At 65.8% G+C, this 16,219-nt stretch carries 13 protein-coding genes; 8 read left to right on the forward strand and 5 right to left on the reverse strand.

The genetic code is table 11. The features are described from left to right. Positions 1–3 precede the first annotated feature (3 nt). Positions 4–1,695, reverse strand: a complete 1,692-nt coding sequence (locus HMPREF2978_RS04065) for a VanW family protein (protein ID WP_210398332.1) — start codon at positions 1,693–1,695, stop codon at positions 4–6. Between the two features lie 34 nt (positions 1,696–1,729). Then, positions 1,730–2,791, reverse strand: coding sequence for a glycoside hydrolase family 3 N-terminal domain-containing protein (locus tag HMPREF2978_RS04070; protein ID WP_070744211.1), 1,062 nt, complete (start codon positions 2,789–2,791; stop codon positions 1,730–1,732). 58 nt (positions 2,792–2,849) lie between these two features. Here HMPREF2978_RS04070 and HMPREF2978_RS04075 point away from each other — a divergent pair, with 58 nt between their 5' ends. From HMPREF2978_RS04075 to HMPREF2978_RS04085, 3 genes are read left to right on the forward strand one after another with little or no spacing between them, the layout of a single operon-like run. Beyond that, positions 2,850–3,350 carry a universal stress protein gene (locus tag HMPREF2978_RS04075; RefSeq protein WP_070744213.1) on the forward strand — a complete coding sequence of 167 codons (501 nt, stop codon included), beginning with the start codon at positions 2,850–2,852 and terminating at the stop codon, positions 3,348–3,350. A gap of 32 nt (positions 3,351–3,382) precedes the next feature. Then, the gene (locus HMPREF2978_RS04080) at positions 3,383–3,580 is read left to right on the forward strand and encodes a DUF2613 domain-containing protein (RefSeq protein ID WP_010188604.1); all 198 of its coding nucleotides are present in this window, start codon (positions 3,383–3,385) and stop codon (positions 3,578–3,580) included. A gap of 2 nt (positions 3,581–3,582) precedes the next feature. Then, complete coding sequence (locus tag HMPREF2978_RS04085) at positions 3,583–6,924, forward strand: alpha-(1->3)-arabinofuranosyltransferase domain-containing protein (RefSeq protein WP_070744215.1); 3,342 nt, start codon at positions 3,583–3,585, stop codon at positions 6,922–6,924. 159 nt (positions 6,925–7,083) lie between these two features. On the opposite strand, the gene HMPREF2978_RS04090 is transcribed toward HMPREF2978_RS04085, so the two are convergent. Beyond that, positions 7,084–8,271: an acyltransferase family protein gene (locus tag HMPREF2978_RS04090; protein ID WP_010188600.1), complete on the reverse strand. Its 1,188-nt coding sequence runs from the start codon at positions 8,269–8,271 to the stop codon at positions 7,084–7,086. Positions 8,272–8,324: 53 nt separating this feature from the next. Between HMPREF2978_RS04090 and HMPREF2978_RS04095 the strand changes: the two genes are divergently transcribed. Both HMPREF2978_RS04095 and HMPREF2978_RS04100 read left to right on the forward strand, forming a co-directional pair. Then, positions 8,325–9,299 carry a PorA family protein gene (locus tag HMPREF2978_RS04095; RefSeq protein WP_070744216.1) on the forward strand — a complete coding sequence of 325 codons (975 nt, stop codon included), beginning with the start codon at positions 8,325–8,327 and terminating at the stop codon, positions 9,297–9,299. 6 nt (positions 9,300–9,305) lie between these two features. Further along, positions 9,306–10,799 carry an MmpA family trehalose lipid delivery protein gene (locus HMPREF2978_RS04100; RefSeq protein ID WP_070744218.1) on the forward strand — a complete coding sequence of 498 codons (1,494 nt, stop codon included), beginning with the start codon at positions 9,306–9,308 and terminating at the stop codon, positions 10,797–10,799. Here HMPREF2978_RS04100 and HMPREF2978_RS04105 read toward each other — a convergent pair. Further along, a complete protein-coding gene (locus HMPREF2978_RS04105; RefSeq protein WP_070744220.1) occupies positions 10,723–11,814 on the reverse strand; it encodes a glycosyltransferase family 4 protein in 1,092 nt (363 codons plus the stop codon). The genes HMPREF2978_RS04100 and HMPREF2978_RS04105 overlap by 77 nt on opposite strands. Positions 11,815–11,838: 24 nt before the next feature. On the opposite strand from HMPREF2978_RS04105, the gene HMPREF2978_RS04110 reads away from it, so the two are divergent. After that, entirely contained in the window at positions 11,839–12,594 is a 756-nt protein-coding gene (locus HMPREF2978_RS04110) for a class I SAM-dependent methyltransferase (RefSeq protein ID WP_070744222.1), read from the forward strand. 54 nt (positions 12,595–12,648) lie between these two features. On the opposite strand, the gene HMPREF2978_RS04115 is transcribed toward HMPREF2978_RS04110, so the two are convergent. Then, a complete protein-coding gene (locus HMPREF2978_RS04115; RefSeq protein ID WP_070744224.1) occupies positions 12,649–14,469 on the reverse strand; it encodes a phosphoenolpyruvate carboxykinase (GTP) in 1,821 nt (606 codons plus the stop codon). A gap of 360 nt (positions 14,470–14,829) precedes the next feature. On the opposite strand from HMPREF2978_RS04115, the gene trmB reads away from it, so the two are divergent. Together trmB and HMPREF2978_RS04125 are read left to right on the forward strand one after the other, a co-directional pair. After that, complete coding sequence (gene trmB, locus HMPREF2978_RS04120) at positions 14,830–15,603, forward strand: tRNA (guanosine(46)-N7)-methyltransferase TrmB (RefSeq protein ID WP_070525890.1); 774 nt, start codon at positions 14,830–14,832, stop codon at positions 15,601–15,603. Next, entirely contained in the window at positions 15,603–16,214 is a 612-nt protein-coding gene (locus tag HMPREF2978_RS04125) for an NYN domain-containing protein (protein ID WP_070525892.1), read from the forward strand. The genes trmB and HMPREF2978_RS04125 overlap by 1 nt, the downstream gene beginning before the upstream one ends. Positions 16,215–16,219: the final 5 nt, after the last annotated feature.

The following is a 16,219-nucleotide window of genomic DNA, read 5'->3' on the forward strand; positions in this document are numbered from 1 at the left end:
GGCTTAACCGCAGGTAACGATGGGCTGCGGGTCGTAGACCGTGGTGGTGGTCTCCCGGGAGATCTCCTTGCCGGAGAGGTCCTTGATCACGCGGGTATCGGAGGTGGTGAAGCCCGGCGCGCCGGAGGAGGGCGAGCAATCCTCGCTCACCGACTTGCGCTGCGGCTCGGTCTTGGCCCAGCGGCCGTTGTTGATGGATTCGACGTCGACCGTCTTCACACCCTTGAAGCGCACGGTGATATCGCTGCCGAAGTCGGTCTCAATGCGCACCGGGTGGTTCGAGGTGTTCTTGAACTGCAGGTCAATCGCGCCTTCATAGACGGTGGCCTCGCGGCCGGCCGGGTAGCGAGAAATGTAATAGGAGTGCGGGGTGTGTGCGACGTCCTCCATGCCTGCGAAGTAGGCGGCGTTGTACAAGGTGGTGGCGAACTGGGAGATGCCGCCGCCCACGGCGGTACCGGCGTGGCCGTCGATGATGATGCCGGATTCTACGTAGCCCTGCGCGGTACCGCGTGGGCCGGTGTAGCCGTTGAGGGAGAAGGTCTCACCCGGGTTAACCACGGCACCGTTGACTTGCTGGGCTACCAGCCGGATGTTTGTGCCGGAGGCCCCGGAGAAGCCGCCAGTGGAGAACTCAGACACGGTGTCATCGAAGGTGGCCTTCTCTGCCATCTCCGTGGTGAAGTCCGCGGGGTCCGGCTTGTAGTCGGCGTCCCATTCGCGGTCGTCCTCGCTGCTTACGCGGTCTTCGAAGCCCTCGAAGGTCTTATCCCAGTCGATGATGGAGCCATCCACAGACGGCGTGATCTGCTTGTCATTGCCGCTGAAGGAAATCTTGGCGTTGGTGCCGGGCACCTCGGAGCCTTGCATGCGCTCTTGGAAAAGCTCGCGCGCGCGGTCCTTATCTACCTTGAGGCGCAGCTCGCCGTCTTCAGCGGCGATGGAAACAAACTGGGAGATCTCCGGCTTGCGCAGGGTGCCGGCGGTGTTGTTCTCGCCCTTGAGGGTTAGCGGATTATCCAGCGCGCGGGCGGCATCCCCGGTGCGCATAGCCTCAATCGCTTCATCATTAATCTGCGGCTCCACCACCATCGGCTCGACGTCTACGCCCTCGGGGTCGAGCCAGTGCTTGACGACGCCCTCGTGCAGCTCCCCCTCGTCCACTGCCTGGCCGAGCTTGGGCTTGGTCTCCTTGAGGGAGCCGTCGATAAGCTCCAAGTTTCCATCCTCCGGCTCGATCTTCAGCTCGTTGCCCACGCGCTCGAGTTGGCCGGAGAGCTGGTTCTCATCGATGTCCACAGCCACAGGGATTTCCTGGGTGGGCTTAATGAAGCTGTACAGGCGCGAGAGGGGGTTCAGGGAAGCGTCGGGAATGCCGTCGACGGCCTTCTGGTAGTTCAGGCTCAGGCCGGAGTCCTGGGGGATAAGCTGCGAGCTTTTCTCCCCGGAGCGGATATCCACGGGCTGGGCCGCGACGTCCCCAAGCTCCTGCTCCAGCTTCTCCACCGCGGCGGTGCGCTCCATGCGGGAGATGTCCACGCCGCCGACCGACGTCGCGCGCGGAACCTTGTGCTGGTTGGCCATCACGTCCCACGCGTAGGCGATGCCGGCGATGAGTAGGAGGCCGACGAGCACGCCAAGAGTCACCTGGAGCCCCTTGCGTTGCTGCTGCCTATGTCCGATTGCCTTTTTCACGTGTACGAGATTAACGTCTGCCAGCTGGTTTTTACTAGTCGCGCTCCTGCTGGACCACGACTTCGGCAGCTGCATCAATGACCGCGTTAATGTCCTCGTCGGTGGACCACAACGGCATATCGGCACCTGCAGCAAGGGCTGCGGCCACGGCCTCCGGCACGCTGAAGTTCTCCGAAATAGAGGCCATTCCGCCCAGGTCATCGGTGTAAATCGTGCCCTCGAAGCCGAGTTCCTCGCGGGCCAGCTGGTAGGCCCGCGGGTTGAGGGAGGCAGGCTCCTCGCCGAGACCAGGGACCACGAGGTGTCCCATCATGAGTGCTGCTTCCGGGGCTTGCGGGAGAGCGTTGTGAAAGGGCACGAACTCGTGTCCATAGAGTTCTTCCAGCGGCGGGGTCACCGCCTCCCCCAGGTGCGTGTCCCCGGAGGCGCGCCCGTGGCCGGGGAAGTGCTTGAACACGGCCTTCACACCGGCGGCCTGCAGCCCGCGGGCAAAGGCCGCGCCATACTCGCCGGCGGCCTGTGGGTCGGTGGAGAAGGCGCGGTCACCGACGACCTCCAGGTCTCCCCCATCCACATCGAGCACGGGGGCGAAGTCCACCGTCACGCCGTGGGCGCGCAGGCTGTGGCCGATCTCCGTGGCCAGGGCCTCGACCTCCTCCGGGCTATGGCCTTCCGCCATGGCCTGCGGGGAGGGGTAGTCTCCCAAGATTTCGGAGAAGCGCTGCACGCGCCCGCCCTCGAAATCGATGGAGACTTCAAAGTCGCGCCCCATCTCCTCACGCAAAGCGTTTACTCCCCGCGGGCCATCGCTCAGCAGCTCGGGGTCGGCCCAGCTCGGGATGAAGAGCCCGCCCACGCCGGCCTCCAGCTTCGCGCGCGCATCGTCATAGTTCAGCGCAGGCGGCATGAGCTTGGCGGCGGCGCGGGCGCGGACGTCCTCGGGCGCGGCTTCCTGTGGTGCCGCATCGCCCGACGCGGCGCTCGGGGCCGCGGCGCTGGATTTGCTGGGCGGGGCGTCGGAAAGCTCAGGCTCCGTACTGCACGCGCTTAGCGCACAGATAGCACTCAACAGGAGGGCGGGCATAGCTTTTTTCATGCCCACCAGTGTGCCTGAAGCACCCGCACGGGCAACAACCGGTTGTTAGGATGGCCACATGAATAACGGAGAGACCATGCTCATTGCCTATGACGGCTCCGACCGCGCCGACCGCGCCCTCGAGTACGCCGCGCGGCTGCTGCGCCCCACCGACGTCGAAATCCTCACCGCCTGGGAGCCCTCCGCGCGCCAGGCCGCCCGCGCCGTCAGCCGCACCGGGCTGCACCAGTCCACGGTCTCGCCGGAGAGCGTGGAGGATGATCCGGCCTACGAGGAGGCCCTCGCCATCTGCCGCCAGGGCATCGCCAAGGCGGAGACCTTGGGGCTGCGGGGCCATGCCCACTTGGTGGAATCCGTGACGACGATTCAGAGCGCGATTGTCGACGCCGCCCAAGAACTCGACATCGACGTCATCGTCACCGGTACCCGCGCACTCACGGGCTTCCGCTCGCTGTGGAACAACTCCACCGCTGAGTACATCGTGCGCAATGCGGGCCTGCCGGTATTCATCGTTCCGCCGGAGAACGATGATGAGGACGACGAAGAGAGCCTCTCCTAAAAGGCGGCGTCGAGCTGCTAGAATCTGGCGCCATGGCATTCGATAGCGATTCCCTCAACAAGCGCACCCTGGGCCCGGCCCTGGGTAGCGCGGTCGTTGGCGTGGCGCTGGGGGTCGTGACCATCCTGGGTATCGCACAGTTCTCGCAGGCAGATGCCGTGCCGAACGATAATTCCGTCAAGGCCTCCGACGCCGTGATGGGCGGGCCGGAGTACGGCTCCCGCGAGTAAGCGTGCGCGCACGCATCGGGGGGCTTTTCTTTTTAGCCCTCGTGGTATTTCTGCAGCCGTGGGGGCTGACCGCGGCCGATACCAAGCATGATCTGGTGGCCAACCCGGCTGGGTTTTTGGCCGGCGCCCTGCATGCTTATACCGATACTTTCACGCTGGGCCAGTTGCAGAACCAGGCCTATGGCTATCTGTTCCCGCAGGGCTTGTTTTTCTTGGTGGCGGATCCACTTCCGGATTGGATAGCGCAGCGCGCCTGGTGGTTCTTGGTCCTTGCGGTGGGCTTTCTGGGCTTCTTCCGCCTAGTCCGCACGGTACTTCCCGCCGCCCCTGGCTTTGCCGCGCTGCTCGGCGGTCTGCTTTACGCACTCTCCCCGCGCACGCTGACCACGTTGGGTGCGATTTCCTCGGAGACCTGGCCGGTCATGCTGGCACCCTGGGTGCTGCTTCCTTTCCTGCGGCCGGGCCGGCTTTGCTGGCGGAATGCCGCGCCCTCGGTCCTCGCCGTGGCCTGCATGGGTGCGGTCAACGCCACGGCCACGCTGGCGGCCTGCCTGCCGGCGGGTGTGATTCTGCTGTGGCGGCGCGCGGGCAAGGCTGGCCTGGTGTGGCTGGCCGGGTGCGCTGCGGTATCCGCGTGGTGGATTACCCCGCTGCTCATCCTGGGCCGCTATGCCCCGCCTTTTACGGAATTCATCGAGTCCGCCGGCGTGACCACGCGGTGGCTCAACCTGGCAGAAATCCTGCGCGGCACCACCAGTTGGGCGCCGTTTGTGGATACCGAGCGCGTCGCCGGCAATGAGCTGGCCACCGAGCCGGTCTTCGTGCTTGTCACCATCGGCGTTGCCGCCTTAGGCCTCATGGGCCTGGCCCGCCTGCCGCGCGAGTGGGCCTTCATGCTGTTGGTGGGTGTGGCCGTGCTCGGCACGCATGCCGCGTGGTATCTCGACGCGCTCGACGGCCCCTTGGCCGCGCTGCGCAACGTGCACAAGTTCGACCCGCTGGTGCGCATCCCGCTGGTACTCGGCGTGGCCGCGATTGCCGCCCGCGTGAGGTTGCCGCGGACGTTGACCCCGGGGCGTCGTGAAGCAGCGGGCCTTTTAGTGTGCCTCGTGGTGGTGGGCGCGACCGCCCCGGCGTGGGCGGGCCGGCTGCTGCCGAAGGGGGCGTACGAAGAGGTGCCAAGCTATTGGCAGGAGGCCGCTTCTTTCATGAACAGCCTGGATACGCGCGTGCTCATCTACCCCCCGGCCTCCTTTGCGCGGCAGGACTGGGGGTGGACGCGCGATGAGCCGGCGCAGCCGCTTCTCGACGTCCCCTGGGCCGTCCGCGACGCCGTCCCCCTCATCCCGCCCGAGGCGATCCGTGGCCTGGACGGTGTGATGGCGCAGATCGAGCGCGACCCAGCCACGGCACCCGTGGTGTTGCAGCGCCTCGGTATCGGGGCCGTCGCGGTGCGCCACGACCTCATCTCTGGTTCTTCGGAGCACATCCCGGGCGAGGTCCACACCTTCGGGGAGGTCGACGTCGTTGTGTTCGACCGCGACCTCTCCATGAACCTGGCGCCTGCGGATCCGCCGCGCGTGGCGGGCGGCGGGGAGTCTCTCGCGCTCCTCTCCGGTCCCCACGAGCTCGTCTCCTCCAACGCCGATATCGTCACCGACACACCCACCTTGCGCGACCGCAACTACGGCACGCTTTCCGGCCCGGTTTCCGCACCGCTGGCCCCTAGCGACCCATCGACGGTGCGCAACCGGCTGCGCGACTACCCCTCTGCTGGCCCGCTGACCCAGGTGGTGGAGCACGATGGCCGCGTCACCGCGTCCTCGTCTGCCGCGGATGCCTCTTCCTTCGGCGGGGCGAACCCGGCGCGCTCTCTCACGGCGGCCGTCGACGGTGAGAATTCCACCGCCTGGTGGCCAGCGCCAGGCGATTCCGGCTGGCTGGAGCTGCACTCCGATTCCACGTGGACCTCGCCCACGCTGCGGCTGATGACCACGGGCACGACTGAGGTGACCATCCACAACGGCGATTCCAAGGTGACGGTCACCATGGAGGCCTACCGCGCCCGCGATATTCGCGTGCCCGGCGCGCAGGCCTCCACCATCCGCATCGAGCCGCAGCGCCGCACCGGAATTGCGGAGGCCTCCATCGTGGATCAGCCCACCCCGCGGCGCATCGTCACCGTGCCCGATACCTCACCCGATGCCGAGCAGTTCCTCTTCCAGCAGGACAACGAGCACATCCTTATCCGCTCTTTTACCGCCCCGCGCGATATGGCCGTGCGGGTCTCGGGTGAGAAGACAGTGCTTATTGACGGCTCCCCCCACGCCCCCAACTCCCCCCTCGACCTTCCCGCCGGTCAGCACCTCCTGCGCACCACCGGCGACTGGGCGGCGCTGACCGATACCGCGTCTGCCTTGCCCGATCCCCTCCCCGCCTCCTCGCGTGCATCTTCTGCGGACTCAGCCGCTTCTTCTGACCAGGAAGCCGCCGCAGCCGGGTCCTCCGCCGACTCCGGCTATACCCCGCTCGCTTCCGGCGAGCCCATCGAGCCCGCCGACCACGACCGCCTCCTCATCACCGGACGCGCCTTCAACGAAGGCCTGCGCGGCGAGCTGCGCTCCCCCAGCACAGCCGCGGTCTCGACGCCAGGTTCAGCACAAGACTCAGCACAAGATTCAGCGCCGGACTCGACGCCGGCCTCCAGCTCGGAACCGTTGCCCCTCGAACCGCGCTCCATCGATGCCGACACGCAGGCCTTCCTCATCCCCGCCGGTGCCGGCGGCACCTTCCACATGTCTTTCGCTGCCGACCGCGCCTATCGCGTCGGCTTGGGCCTCGGCGGCGCGCTCGCCGCGCTGACCACCGCGCTGTGTCTGCTCGTCATGGCCCGCGGCCCCCGCTCCCAAGCCGCTGCCCCCGCCTCGCCTACTGCTTCCGCTGCTTCGTCCGAGGCGTACGCAGCACACGACACAACCTCGACCAGCCCAGTCGCCGATGCCGCCCTGCCGGTATCCTCCGCAGCTTCCCAAATGCTCTCGCCCGCCCGTGTTGCTCACTCGTCTACCTCGGCGCGTGTCCTGCTAGCCCTGCTCATTGCGGCAACGATGGCTCTCGTCGCAGGTCTGCCCGGTGTGGCCGCCGCTGCCGCGGCGTGGGCCATCACCCGCTGGACCACGCTGCGCTCCGACTATCTGGCGGGTATGCTCACCCTTGCCGCGGGCGCGATGCTCGCCCGCGCACCTTGGCCCGCGGAGGGCTACGCCGGCGACTCGCTGCTCGTGCAACTGCTCTGCGTCGCGGCCATTACCTGTGCCTGCCTCCCGCCCCGCAGCACGCCCTAGGTACCCTGCCTCACCGCATATGGTTCCCCTCAAAAGGCATTAGTCAGAAGGTGTCTTTGGGGTCAAGGAAACCATCTGCGGCGATATAAAAGGTTTGTTTGGGGGCAAGGAAACCGTTTGACTAATGCCTTCTGGAAAATGCCATGTGTGAAGTGCCGTCTACGACCCCACCGAACCGGCGGAATCATCAGAGCCAGCAGGGCTGGCGAGGGATCCGGAACTGGCATTGCTCGCAGAAGCGGAGCCGGCAGGGTTATCTGCCTGGCGCGGCAACGAACGCGGAACGGCGATGCGACCGCGCGTAAAGGCGAGGGAGCGGATGAGGTCGCGGCCGGGGACCTCGACAAGCACGTAGGTCGCAGCAGACAGCACGCAGCTGACCACCACCGTAAAAGCCAGCACCACCGCGAAATCCCAGGCAGCACCCGAGAAGGCAGACACACCCAACAGCGGGAAGGCGATGGCCAGCACCGCCACATGCCACATGAAAACCCCATATGACCAGCGGCCCAGCGCCCGCATCACAGCGGAGGAGAGCCAGCTTTCGCGCGGCGCCAGCGCCACCGGCACCACGATGCACGCCCCGCACACGGCCCCCGCCGCAATGCGCCGCGCAAACTCACCCGGTTCTGGATGCACCAAGCCCTGCGGGCCGAACCACTCGCGGCTGGCCAGCCACACGCAGCCCGCCGCCACCGCCCAACAAGCGGGCCGCACAATGCGCCCGGCGCGCACACGCACGCCAGCTGCCTCCGCCTCCGCGGCCAACATTCCCACCGCAAACCACGAGAAATACGCGGGCGGCCAAATCTGCGTATTGACATCGCCGGATTCATATCCGGCCACAAACGACAGAAAACCCCAGAACAAACTCAGCACGCCAGCTCCAGCAATAAGTGCAACCCGCGGGCGCGCCGAAAGCCTATCCAACAACCACGCCAACAGCGGCAACACCGCATAGAAGGCGAACTCCACGCACAGCGACCACAATTGCGTTAACCCGGGAACCAAGCCGTCAGCAATATAGAGCTGCGTGCCGGTCAGGTTGGTGATGACTTGCGGGAAGGTTAAGGGGGAAGCGTCGGGAAGCAAGGCGAGTACCGCCACCACGCACACCACATACAGCGGTGCCAAACGCGCCACACGAGAAAGAAGATACTGCCCCGCCGTGTGCGCATGCCGCCGGCGCCACAGCAAGAAACCGCTGAGCACGAAGAAGACCGCCACCCCATAATCCAAGCGCTCAGCCCAGGCCCAACCGGTTGCCGTCTGGAAGGACACGTGCGTGATCACGACTGCCAATGCAGCCAGCGCACGCACGCCTTCGAGCTCAGGGAGAAAGCGCATGGCCCACTACGATACTATTTCTGCAGTGAATCCCTCGACCGATCGGAGCTGACGTGTTCCTTCGCTCCCGCCTAGCGCAGGTGACGATTGCCGCCGCGGTATTCCTCATACTCGGGTCCATCCTTCCGCCGCTGTATAACAACCAGTCCCGCCCATTGCCCAGGGACCTCGACATCACGGTCCGCGCGGAACAGGACGGGGTCGAGTTCACCCGCCACACCACTACCGCCCCCGCGGAGAAGGATTCCGTGGCCCACGCTGAGTCCACCACCACGCTCACCGTAGATGGCGAGACCTTCGCGCACATCACCGAGAAATCCCTGCTCAACCGCGAGTCCACCTACCCGGTAGCGGGCCCGAACACCACGCAGCACATCGAGCTGTCTGCCTTCGACGTGCAGGTGGAGGACCGGATCGAGCGCGATGGCATCAGCTACTTCTTCCCCGCTGGCGCGGAGCAGCGCTCCTATCCTTTCTTCGACCCGCTCACCCAGGACGCGGACCCCATCGATTTTTTGCGCGATGAGAAGCTCGACGGCATCCCGACCTATGTCTTCCACCAGGATGTCGCGCCGGTTCCCCTCGCGGAGGTCTTCGCCTTCGACAACCAGCGCTCCGGCCCGGCGGGGGATTTCTACTCGCCGGAATCCCTTGAGCGCTACAACCTCAAGCCGAATTCGCACGTCATCCTCGAGCCTTTCTACGCGGTGAGCCGCACGGTATGGGTAGAGCCCACGACGGGCACCATCCTCAACGAGGAGGAACACCCGCGCGTCTTCTGGGCCACTGACGCGCGCCAGGCCCAGGCCATGGTTGACGCCGATGACACACAGGAGCGTGCGCTTCTCGACGTCCCCCTCTCCTGGTCCGACTCCACCCGCACCGAACGCCTCGACTCTGTTCGCCGGGTCATCGACACGGTCAAGATCTTGAGCCTTGTGGGCTGGTTGGGCAAGGCCATCGGCGTGGTGTTGTTGGCGGTGGCGGCCGCGATGTTTATGCGCCGCCATTCGGCGCAGAGCGCGTAGGCGCCCGTGACTACTTCCCGTACGGTGCGCACCACCCTCGGCGCGTGGAGCGTGGTGCTCGTGCTCGCCGTGTGTTGGCCTTTTGTGCTGCCCGGCGAGTTCCTGTGGCGCGACATGGTGCTGCTTGATCACCCAGCTCTGAGCGCCGCCGCCTTCGGCGCCGGTGACCTGCCCGCGCGCAATGCCCCGCAGGATGGCATGCTGGCTCTGCTCGGCGGGGTGTGGTTGGCCAGGGTCTTCATCCTTGCTGCTGCGAGCGCCTCGGCGTGGGTGGCGGGTCTGTGGGCGTGCCAGCGCACACAGTTCAGCCCGTGGGCAGCAGCCGCGGCGATGGCGTGCGCGGTGGCCAATCCTTTCGTCATCGAGCGCCTCCTGCAGGGCCAGTGGTCGTTGGCAGTCGCCGCCTGGTTAGCGCCCGTGATCGCGTGGGGTTGCCTCACTGCGCGCCCGCGCGTGGCGTGGTTGGCGCTGTGGGTTGCGTCCTTGACGCCCACCGGCGGGCTCTTCGGGGGACTCATCGCGGTTGCCTGTGAGCGCGAAGGGCGAAGAAGGTGGCTCTTCGCGGGCGGCTCAGTCTTGTTGTGGTTGCCGTGGTTGGTCCCCAGTTTCATGGGCGGTGTCCTCACCGCCCCCGCCGCCCACGGCGAACCCGCAGCACAAGCCGCGGCCTTTGCCCCGCGCGCGGAGGCCTACGTGGGGGCGGTCGGCTCGCTGCTCGGCTTCGGCGGCATCTGGAATGCCGCGGCGGTACCAGCGTCCCGCGAGCAGGGCTTCGCCCTGGCAGGCCTGGCTGTTGCCGCCCTCGCCGTCCTGGGGGCTTCCCGCCTGCCCCGGCGCGAGCTGCGCCCGCTCGCGGTCCTGGCTGTTCTCGGCATGGGTCTGGCCATCCTCGGCGCGCTGACACCCGGGCTTACTGCCTTCGCCATCGAGCACATCCCCGGTGCAGGCCTGCTGCGCGATTCCTCCAAGCTCACCCTGCTCGCCCTGCCGCTGGCCGTCGCGGGAATCGGAGCCCTGCGCCAGCTTCCGGCCGCGCTCGCCCTGTGTGCCTGCCTGCTCCAAGCCCCCGATGCCCCGCGGGAGCTCGCCGTGTTGAAGCCACGAGAGACGGGCATCGACCGCCAGCTCATCGAAGAGCTCGACGGGCGCCTGACCTTCTTCGCCGACCGTCCCGCCATGGTCGAAGTCGACGGCGGCATCGCCCTCGACCCCTACTCCAAAGCCGCCAACAAGCTCGACTCCGGCGAGCTCACCGTAGACGGTGTGACAGTGGATGAGCCATCGCCGCATTACCTCGCGGCCGCCGAGGCCTGGAGTGAACGCGACCTCCACCGATTAGAAGAACTCGGCGTGGGCGCAGTCGTCGAAAAGGGAGGCATCGTTGCCACCACGAACGCGCAACCGGCACCCGCCCCGTGGGGGCTTAGCGCCGCCTGGTGCGCACTTCCGCTTCTAGCAGTTCTTCGAAGCGCGCGCCGGTTTTCTCCCACGAAAAAGTAGCCGCCAACTCGCGCGCCGCGTTGCCTAAACGGTGGCGGAGGGAGGGGTCGTCGACAAGCGTGCGCACCGCTTGCGCGAACTCCTCCTCGCGCTGCACCAGGACACCGGTCTCACCGTCGATAACGCTGTCTTGCAGGCCGAATGTATAACCCACCGTGGGAACCCCATGTTGGGCCGCCTCCATGACTGCCAGTCCCCAGCCTTCTTTACGGGAGGGCATGAGGTGCACGTCGGCACGCGCGAGGAGCGCATGTTTATAGTCCTCGGTGACCTGACCGCGGAAGCGCACGCGGTCTTCCACCCCGTGGGCCCGGGCGTACTCGCGCAGCTGGGACTCCCACCAGCCGGAACCGATGACGTCGAGAAGCGCGCCCGGAATCCGCGCCACGGTGTCCATGGCGTGCTCAATCTGCTTGTGCGGCACCAGGCGCGACAAGGTCACCAGGTGGATATCGGCCTCGGGCTCCAGCGTGGGTACGTGCTCCGGCAGGGTGTCTACGCCGTTTTCAATGATGTGCGCACCGTGGATCCCCAGCTTCTCCAGGTCGCGCTTCGAGGCCTCCGAGACCGTTACCCATGTGTTGTGGCGGTAGAGCGCGGGGACGACGCGAGATTCCAGGAACCACCCCAGCCGCGCCAGCACGGGCCCGGCCACCGGCCACTGCTCGCGGTGGCAGTGGTGCGTCAGAATCACCACGGGCGCGCGGGTCGCCAGGCGCGCGAAGAAGGGGATGCCGTTGTGCGTATCCACCACAACGTCAGCGCCGCGCAAAGCGCGGCGCCCCAATAAAATCGACAACAGCGCACGCGGGTACACGCTGAACTTGGCCCCGGCGCGCGAATAGAGCACACCATTGCGGCGCTCGCGCTTAGCGGCGTTCATGTGGCGCGCGGTGCGGAAGACCACCTCGTGGCCCTGGGCAGCGAGGTATTCCCCGACGCGCTCGAGGTAGCGCTCGGAGCCGCCACCTTGCGGGTGGGTGGAATCGCGCCAGCACAAAAGAAGGATTTTCATGACGATGCTTTAGCCTAGTGGGTTATGAAACGCACCCGTGCCTTAGCCACACTGCGCCGCTCCTGGCGGCTGCTGCGCTCCTTCCGTTTTGAGCAGACAGCACCCGCGATCTTTTATGGGGGGCTGGCTGAGGACACCGCCGCGCTTGTCGACACCCTCTCCCGCGACCATTCTTTGTCCCTTACCGGCGCGCGCGTGCTCGACGTCGGGGGCGGGCCCGGCTATTTCGCTTCAGCTTTTGCCCAGCGCGGGGCCAGCTATGTGGGGCTGGAGCCGGACGTGGGCGAGATGTCCGCCGCCGGCATCGAGGTGGCCCAGGCTGTGCGCGGCGATGGCACGCGCCTGCCTTTCGCGGATGACACCTTCGACATCACGTATTCCTCCAACGTGGCCGAGCACATCCCCAATCCGTGGGACATGGGCGAGGAGATGCTGCGCGTAACCAAGCCCGGCGGGCTGGTGATCGTGAGCTACACGGTGTGGCTGGGACCCTTCGGCGGGCACGAAACCGGCCTGTGGGAGCACTACGTGGGCGGCGAGTTCGCCCGCGACCGCTACACCCGCCGCCACGGCCACCCACCGAAGAACGTCTTCGGCACCTCGCTCTTTGCGCTCTCCGCCCGCGAGGGCTTGGACTGGGCGCGACGTGAATCGTCGCGTGGTTCGGAGCTCGTCGCAGCTTTCCCGCGCTACCACCCGTGGTGGGCCTGGTGGGTGCTCAAGGTGCCGGTGCTGCGCGAGTTCCTCACCTCTAACCTGGTCCTCGTCCTGCGCGCTTAATCCCCGAAAACGCCGAATGCTCCCCCGCAGGGGAGCATTCTTTAGATGCGAAGACTAGGAGGCAGACTCAACGCGCTCCTTGAGGGCGGAGAACTGGTCCCACACCTCAGACGGAACGCGGGAGCCCAGGAAGGTCAGGTACTCCTTGTTGTCTTCCATGTCGCCAGCCCAATCGGCCGGGTTCACGGCAAGCGCCTCGCGGACGTCCTCGATGTCGAAGTCCAAGCCGGTGAGGTCGATATCCTCTGGGCGGGCGGTGTGGCCCACGACGGTCTCAACGGCGTCGACGTTGCCCTCGATGCGGTCCACGATCCACTTAAGAACGCGGGAGTTCTCGCCGAAGCCCGGCCACAGGAAGCGGCGGTCCTCACCGCGGCGGAACCAGTTCACCAGGAAGATGGCCGGCATGCGGTCGCCGCCCTTTTCGCCCATATCGATCCAGTGCTGCAGGTAGTCACCGGCGTTGTAGCCCATGAACGGCAGCATGGCCATCGGGTCGTGACGCAGGGCGCCGACTTTGCCCTCAGCGGCAGCGGTCTGGCCGGAGGAGAGCAGGGCGCCAATCATGGTGCCGTGGTTCCAGTCGAAGGCCTGGGTCACCAGCGGGACGGTATCCGCGCGGCGGCCGCCGAAGAGGATGGCGTCAATCTTGACGCCCTTCCAGTCATCAAACTCCGGCGCAGCGGACGGGCACTGGGTAATCGGCACGCAGTAGCGGGAGTTCGGGTGCGCAGCCTTGGTGGTCGAAGCCGGGGTCCAGTCGTTGCCATGCCAGTCGATGAGGTGCTCCGGGGCCTCGCCCATTTCCTCCCACCAGACATCGCCGTCGTCGGTCAGCGCGACGTTGGTGAACAGGGTGTTTCCCGGCTCCATCGTCTTCATGGCGATCGGGTTGGAGTCGTAGTTGGTGCCCGGTGCCACGCCGAAGAAACCGTTCTCCGGGTTGACGGCGTACAGGCCGTCTTCGCGCAGCTTCAGCCACGCGATGTCATCACCCACGACCTCGGCCTTCCAGCCCGGGATAGTCGGGGTGATCATGGCCAGGTTGGTCTTACCGCAGGCGGACGGGAAGGCGGCCGCGATGTGGTACTTCTTGCCCTCCGGGTTGGTGAGCTTCAGGATGAGCATGTGCTCTGCCATCCAGCCCTCTTCCTTCGCCATCACGGAAGCGATACGCAGCGCGTAGCACTTCTTGGCCAGGATGGCGTTGCCTCCGTAACCGGAACCGTAGGACCAAATCTCCTTGGTCGCCGGGAACTGCGTGATGTATTTCTTCTCGTTGCACGGCCACGCGACGTCCTCCTGACCCGGCTCCAGCGGAGCACCAACGGAGTGCAGGGCGTGGACAAAATCGCCGTTCTCACCAATCTTGTCCAGAGCCTGCTGGCCCATGCGGGTCATGATGCGCATGGAGAGCACAACATAAGCGGAGTCGGTGAGCTGCACGCCGAGTTTGGGGTCCGGGTCGCTGATGGGGCCCATGCAGAAAGGCACCACGTACATGGTGCGGCCCTTCATGGAACTGCGGAAGGCCTCGGTCATCTCTTCCTTCATGGCTGCCGGCGGGGCCCAGTTGTTGGTGGGGCCTGCGTCCTCCTCAGTCTCGGTGCAGATGAAGGTGCGGGACTCCACGCGGGCGACATCCGACGGGTTCGAGCGAGCCAGGTAAGAGTTCGGGCGCTTCTCCTCGTTGAGCTTAATCAGGGTGCCCTTTTCCACTAGCTCGGCGGCGAGGCGGTCAGCCTCCTCCTGGGAGCCATCTACGAAGACGACCTCTTCCGGCTGGAAGAGCTCGACGCTCTCACTGATCCACGAAATAAGCTTCTCGTTCTTCGTGGGCAGTTCACCTACAAGGCCCTTAATGGTTGCGGTCATCTCACATTCTCCTGTGGTCGGTGTGGCCAGGGTGCTCTTAATCATCGATGCAGACGGTTGCCCCCATCGACGTTTCACCAACCAGAGTACGGGCACTGGTGATCACAGAATGTGTAATACAGCCCACCCTGGTTATATCCACCCTGGTCACCCCGACTAATCCAAGGACAACGAAGTGTGAAATAGGGCACGCCACCATCAATTACACCCCCGCACAGGGGTAAATAACCTTTGGCTTAGCCATCCCGTACGCCCGTCCCATTACCCCCACACCGCTTAAACCTCCGTCACACAGCCACTTACCCGTCCACGGCGCGGCACGTTGCCCCTCACCCCTGCTTAAGGGAACAATGTCAACTGATGAATAGTGCAGACTCCTCCCAGAATCCCGCCGCGCAGATGCCTCACGGCCGCGGCCTCCAGACGGATTTCAACGCCGAGTTCAATAATGATTTGGACTACCCACGCCTCGGCAACGTGACCTTCCGTCGCGGCACCCTCACTGACAACCAGAACGCCCTCTTCGAGGAGCACTGGCCTCAGTTGGGACGCCTGCTTGCCGACGAACCCCTCGACATCCCCGCCTGGTTCGGCCGCGAGGGGGCGAAGACCATCGTCGAGATCGGCTCCGGCACCGGTACCTCCACGGCTGCAATGGCCCCGTTGGAAAAGGACACCAACATAGTTGCCGTCGAGCTCTACAAGCCGGGCCTGGCCAAGCTGCTGGGCTGCATCGTCCGCAACGATATTGAGAACATCCGCATGGTCCGCGGCGATGGCATCGAAGTTCTCATGCGCATGTTCGCGCCCGAGTCCCTCGACGGCATCCGCATCTTCTTCCCGGACCCGTGGCCCAAGGCCCGCCACCACAAGCGCCGCATCATCCAATCCGGCACGCTCAACCTCTTCGCTTCCCGCCTCAAGCCGGGCGGCGTGCTCCACGTGGCCACCGACCACGCCGGCTACGCCGAGTGGATTAACGAGCTCGTCGAGGTCGAGCCTTCCCTCGACTACAAGGGCTGGCCCTGGCCGGAGTGCCCCATCCTCACCGACCGCCAGGTCATCACCAAGTTTGAGGGCAAAGGCCTGGATAAGGAACACGTCATCACCGAGTACCTGTGGGAGAAGAAGTAATGGCCGGAACCTACCTTCTGGTGTGGGACGCACCCAACATGGACATGGGGCTCGGCGCCATCCTCGGGGGGCGCCCCACCGCCGCCTACCGCCCGCGTTTCGACGCCATCGGCCGCTGGCTGGTGGACCTGGCCTTCGATAACGACGCCACCCCTGAGGCCGCCGTTTTCACCAACGTCAGCCCCGGCGGCGCCGACGTCATCCGCCCCTGGGTCGAGGCTATCCGCAACGTCGGCTTCGCCGTGTTTGCCAAGCCAAAGCTCCACGAGGACGATGATGTCGACCCCGACATGGTCGAATACATCAAGGCCAACCGCGAGAACCTCTCCGGTGTCATCGTGGCTTCTGCCGACGGCCAGAACTTCCAGCACCTGCTTGAGCAGCTCTCCGCTTCCGGCCTGCCCACCTGCGTGCTTGGATTCCACGAGCACACCTCCTGGGCGCTGACCCATCCCGATATCGAGTTCGTCGACCTCGAAGACATCGAGGGTGTCTTCCGCGAACCGCTGCCGCGCGTGAACCTGGACAACCTGCCTCCAGGCGGCGCCTGGCTGCAGCCTTTCCGCCCGCTGTCCGCGCTGCTTCCGGAGCGCGCGCCCGAGCACAGTTAGGAGCC

The sequence above is a fragment of the Corynebacterium sp. HMSC074C01 genome (genome assembly GCF_001814605.1).
In the GTDB taxonomy this organism is placed as follows: Bacteria; Actinomycetota; Actinomycetes; order Mycobacteriales; family Mycobacteriaceae; genus Corynebacterium.

Bases quoted from the DNA above. Each gene is read 5' to 3' on its own strand.
- HMPREF2978_RS04075 (WP_070744213.1), top strand. From the start codon at position 2,850: ATGAATAACGGAGAGACCATGCTCATTGCCTATGACGGCTCCGACCGC.
- HMPREF2978_RS04070 (WP_070744211.1), bottom strand. From the start codon at position 2,791: ATGAAAAAAGCTATGCCCGCCCTCCTGTTGAGTGCTATCTGTGCGCTA.
- HMPREF2978_RS04080 (WP_010188604.1), top strand. From the start codon at position 3,383: ATGGCATTCGATAGCGATTCCCTCAACAAGCGCACCCTGGGCCCGGCC.
- HMPREF2978_RS04125 (WP_070525892.1), top strand. From the start codon at position 15,603: ATGGCCGGAACCTACCTTCTGGTGTGGGACGCACCCAACATGGACATG.
- trmB (WP_070525890.1), top strand. From the start codon at position 14,830: ATGAATAGTGCAGACTCCTCCCAGAATCCCGCCGCGCAGATGCCTCAC.
- HMPREF2978_RS04115 (WP_070744224.1), bottom strand. From the start codon at position 14,469: ATGACCGCAACCATTAAGGGCCTTGTAGGTGAACTGCCCACGAAGAAC.
- HMPREF2978_RS04110 (WP_070744222.1), top strand. From the start codon at position 11,839: ATGAAACGCACCCGTGCCTTAGCCACACTGCGCCGCTCCTGGCGGCTG.
- HMPREF2978_RS04090 (WP_010188600.1), bottom strand. From the start codon at position 8,271: ATGCGCTTTCTCCCTGAGCTCGAAGGCGTGCGTGCGCTGGCTGCATTG.
- HMPREF2978_RS04105 (WP_070744220.1), bottom strand. From the start codon at position 11,814: ATGAAAATCCTTCTTTTGTGCTGGCGCGATTCCACCCACCCGCAAGGT.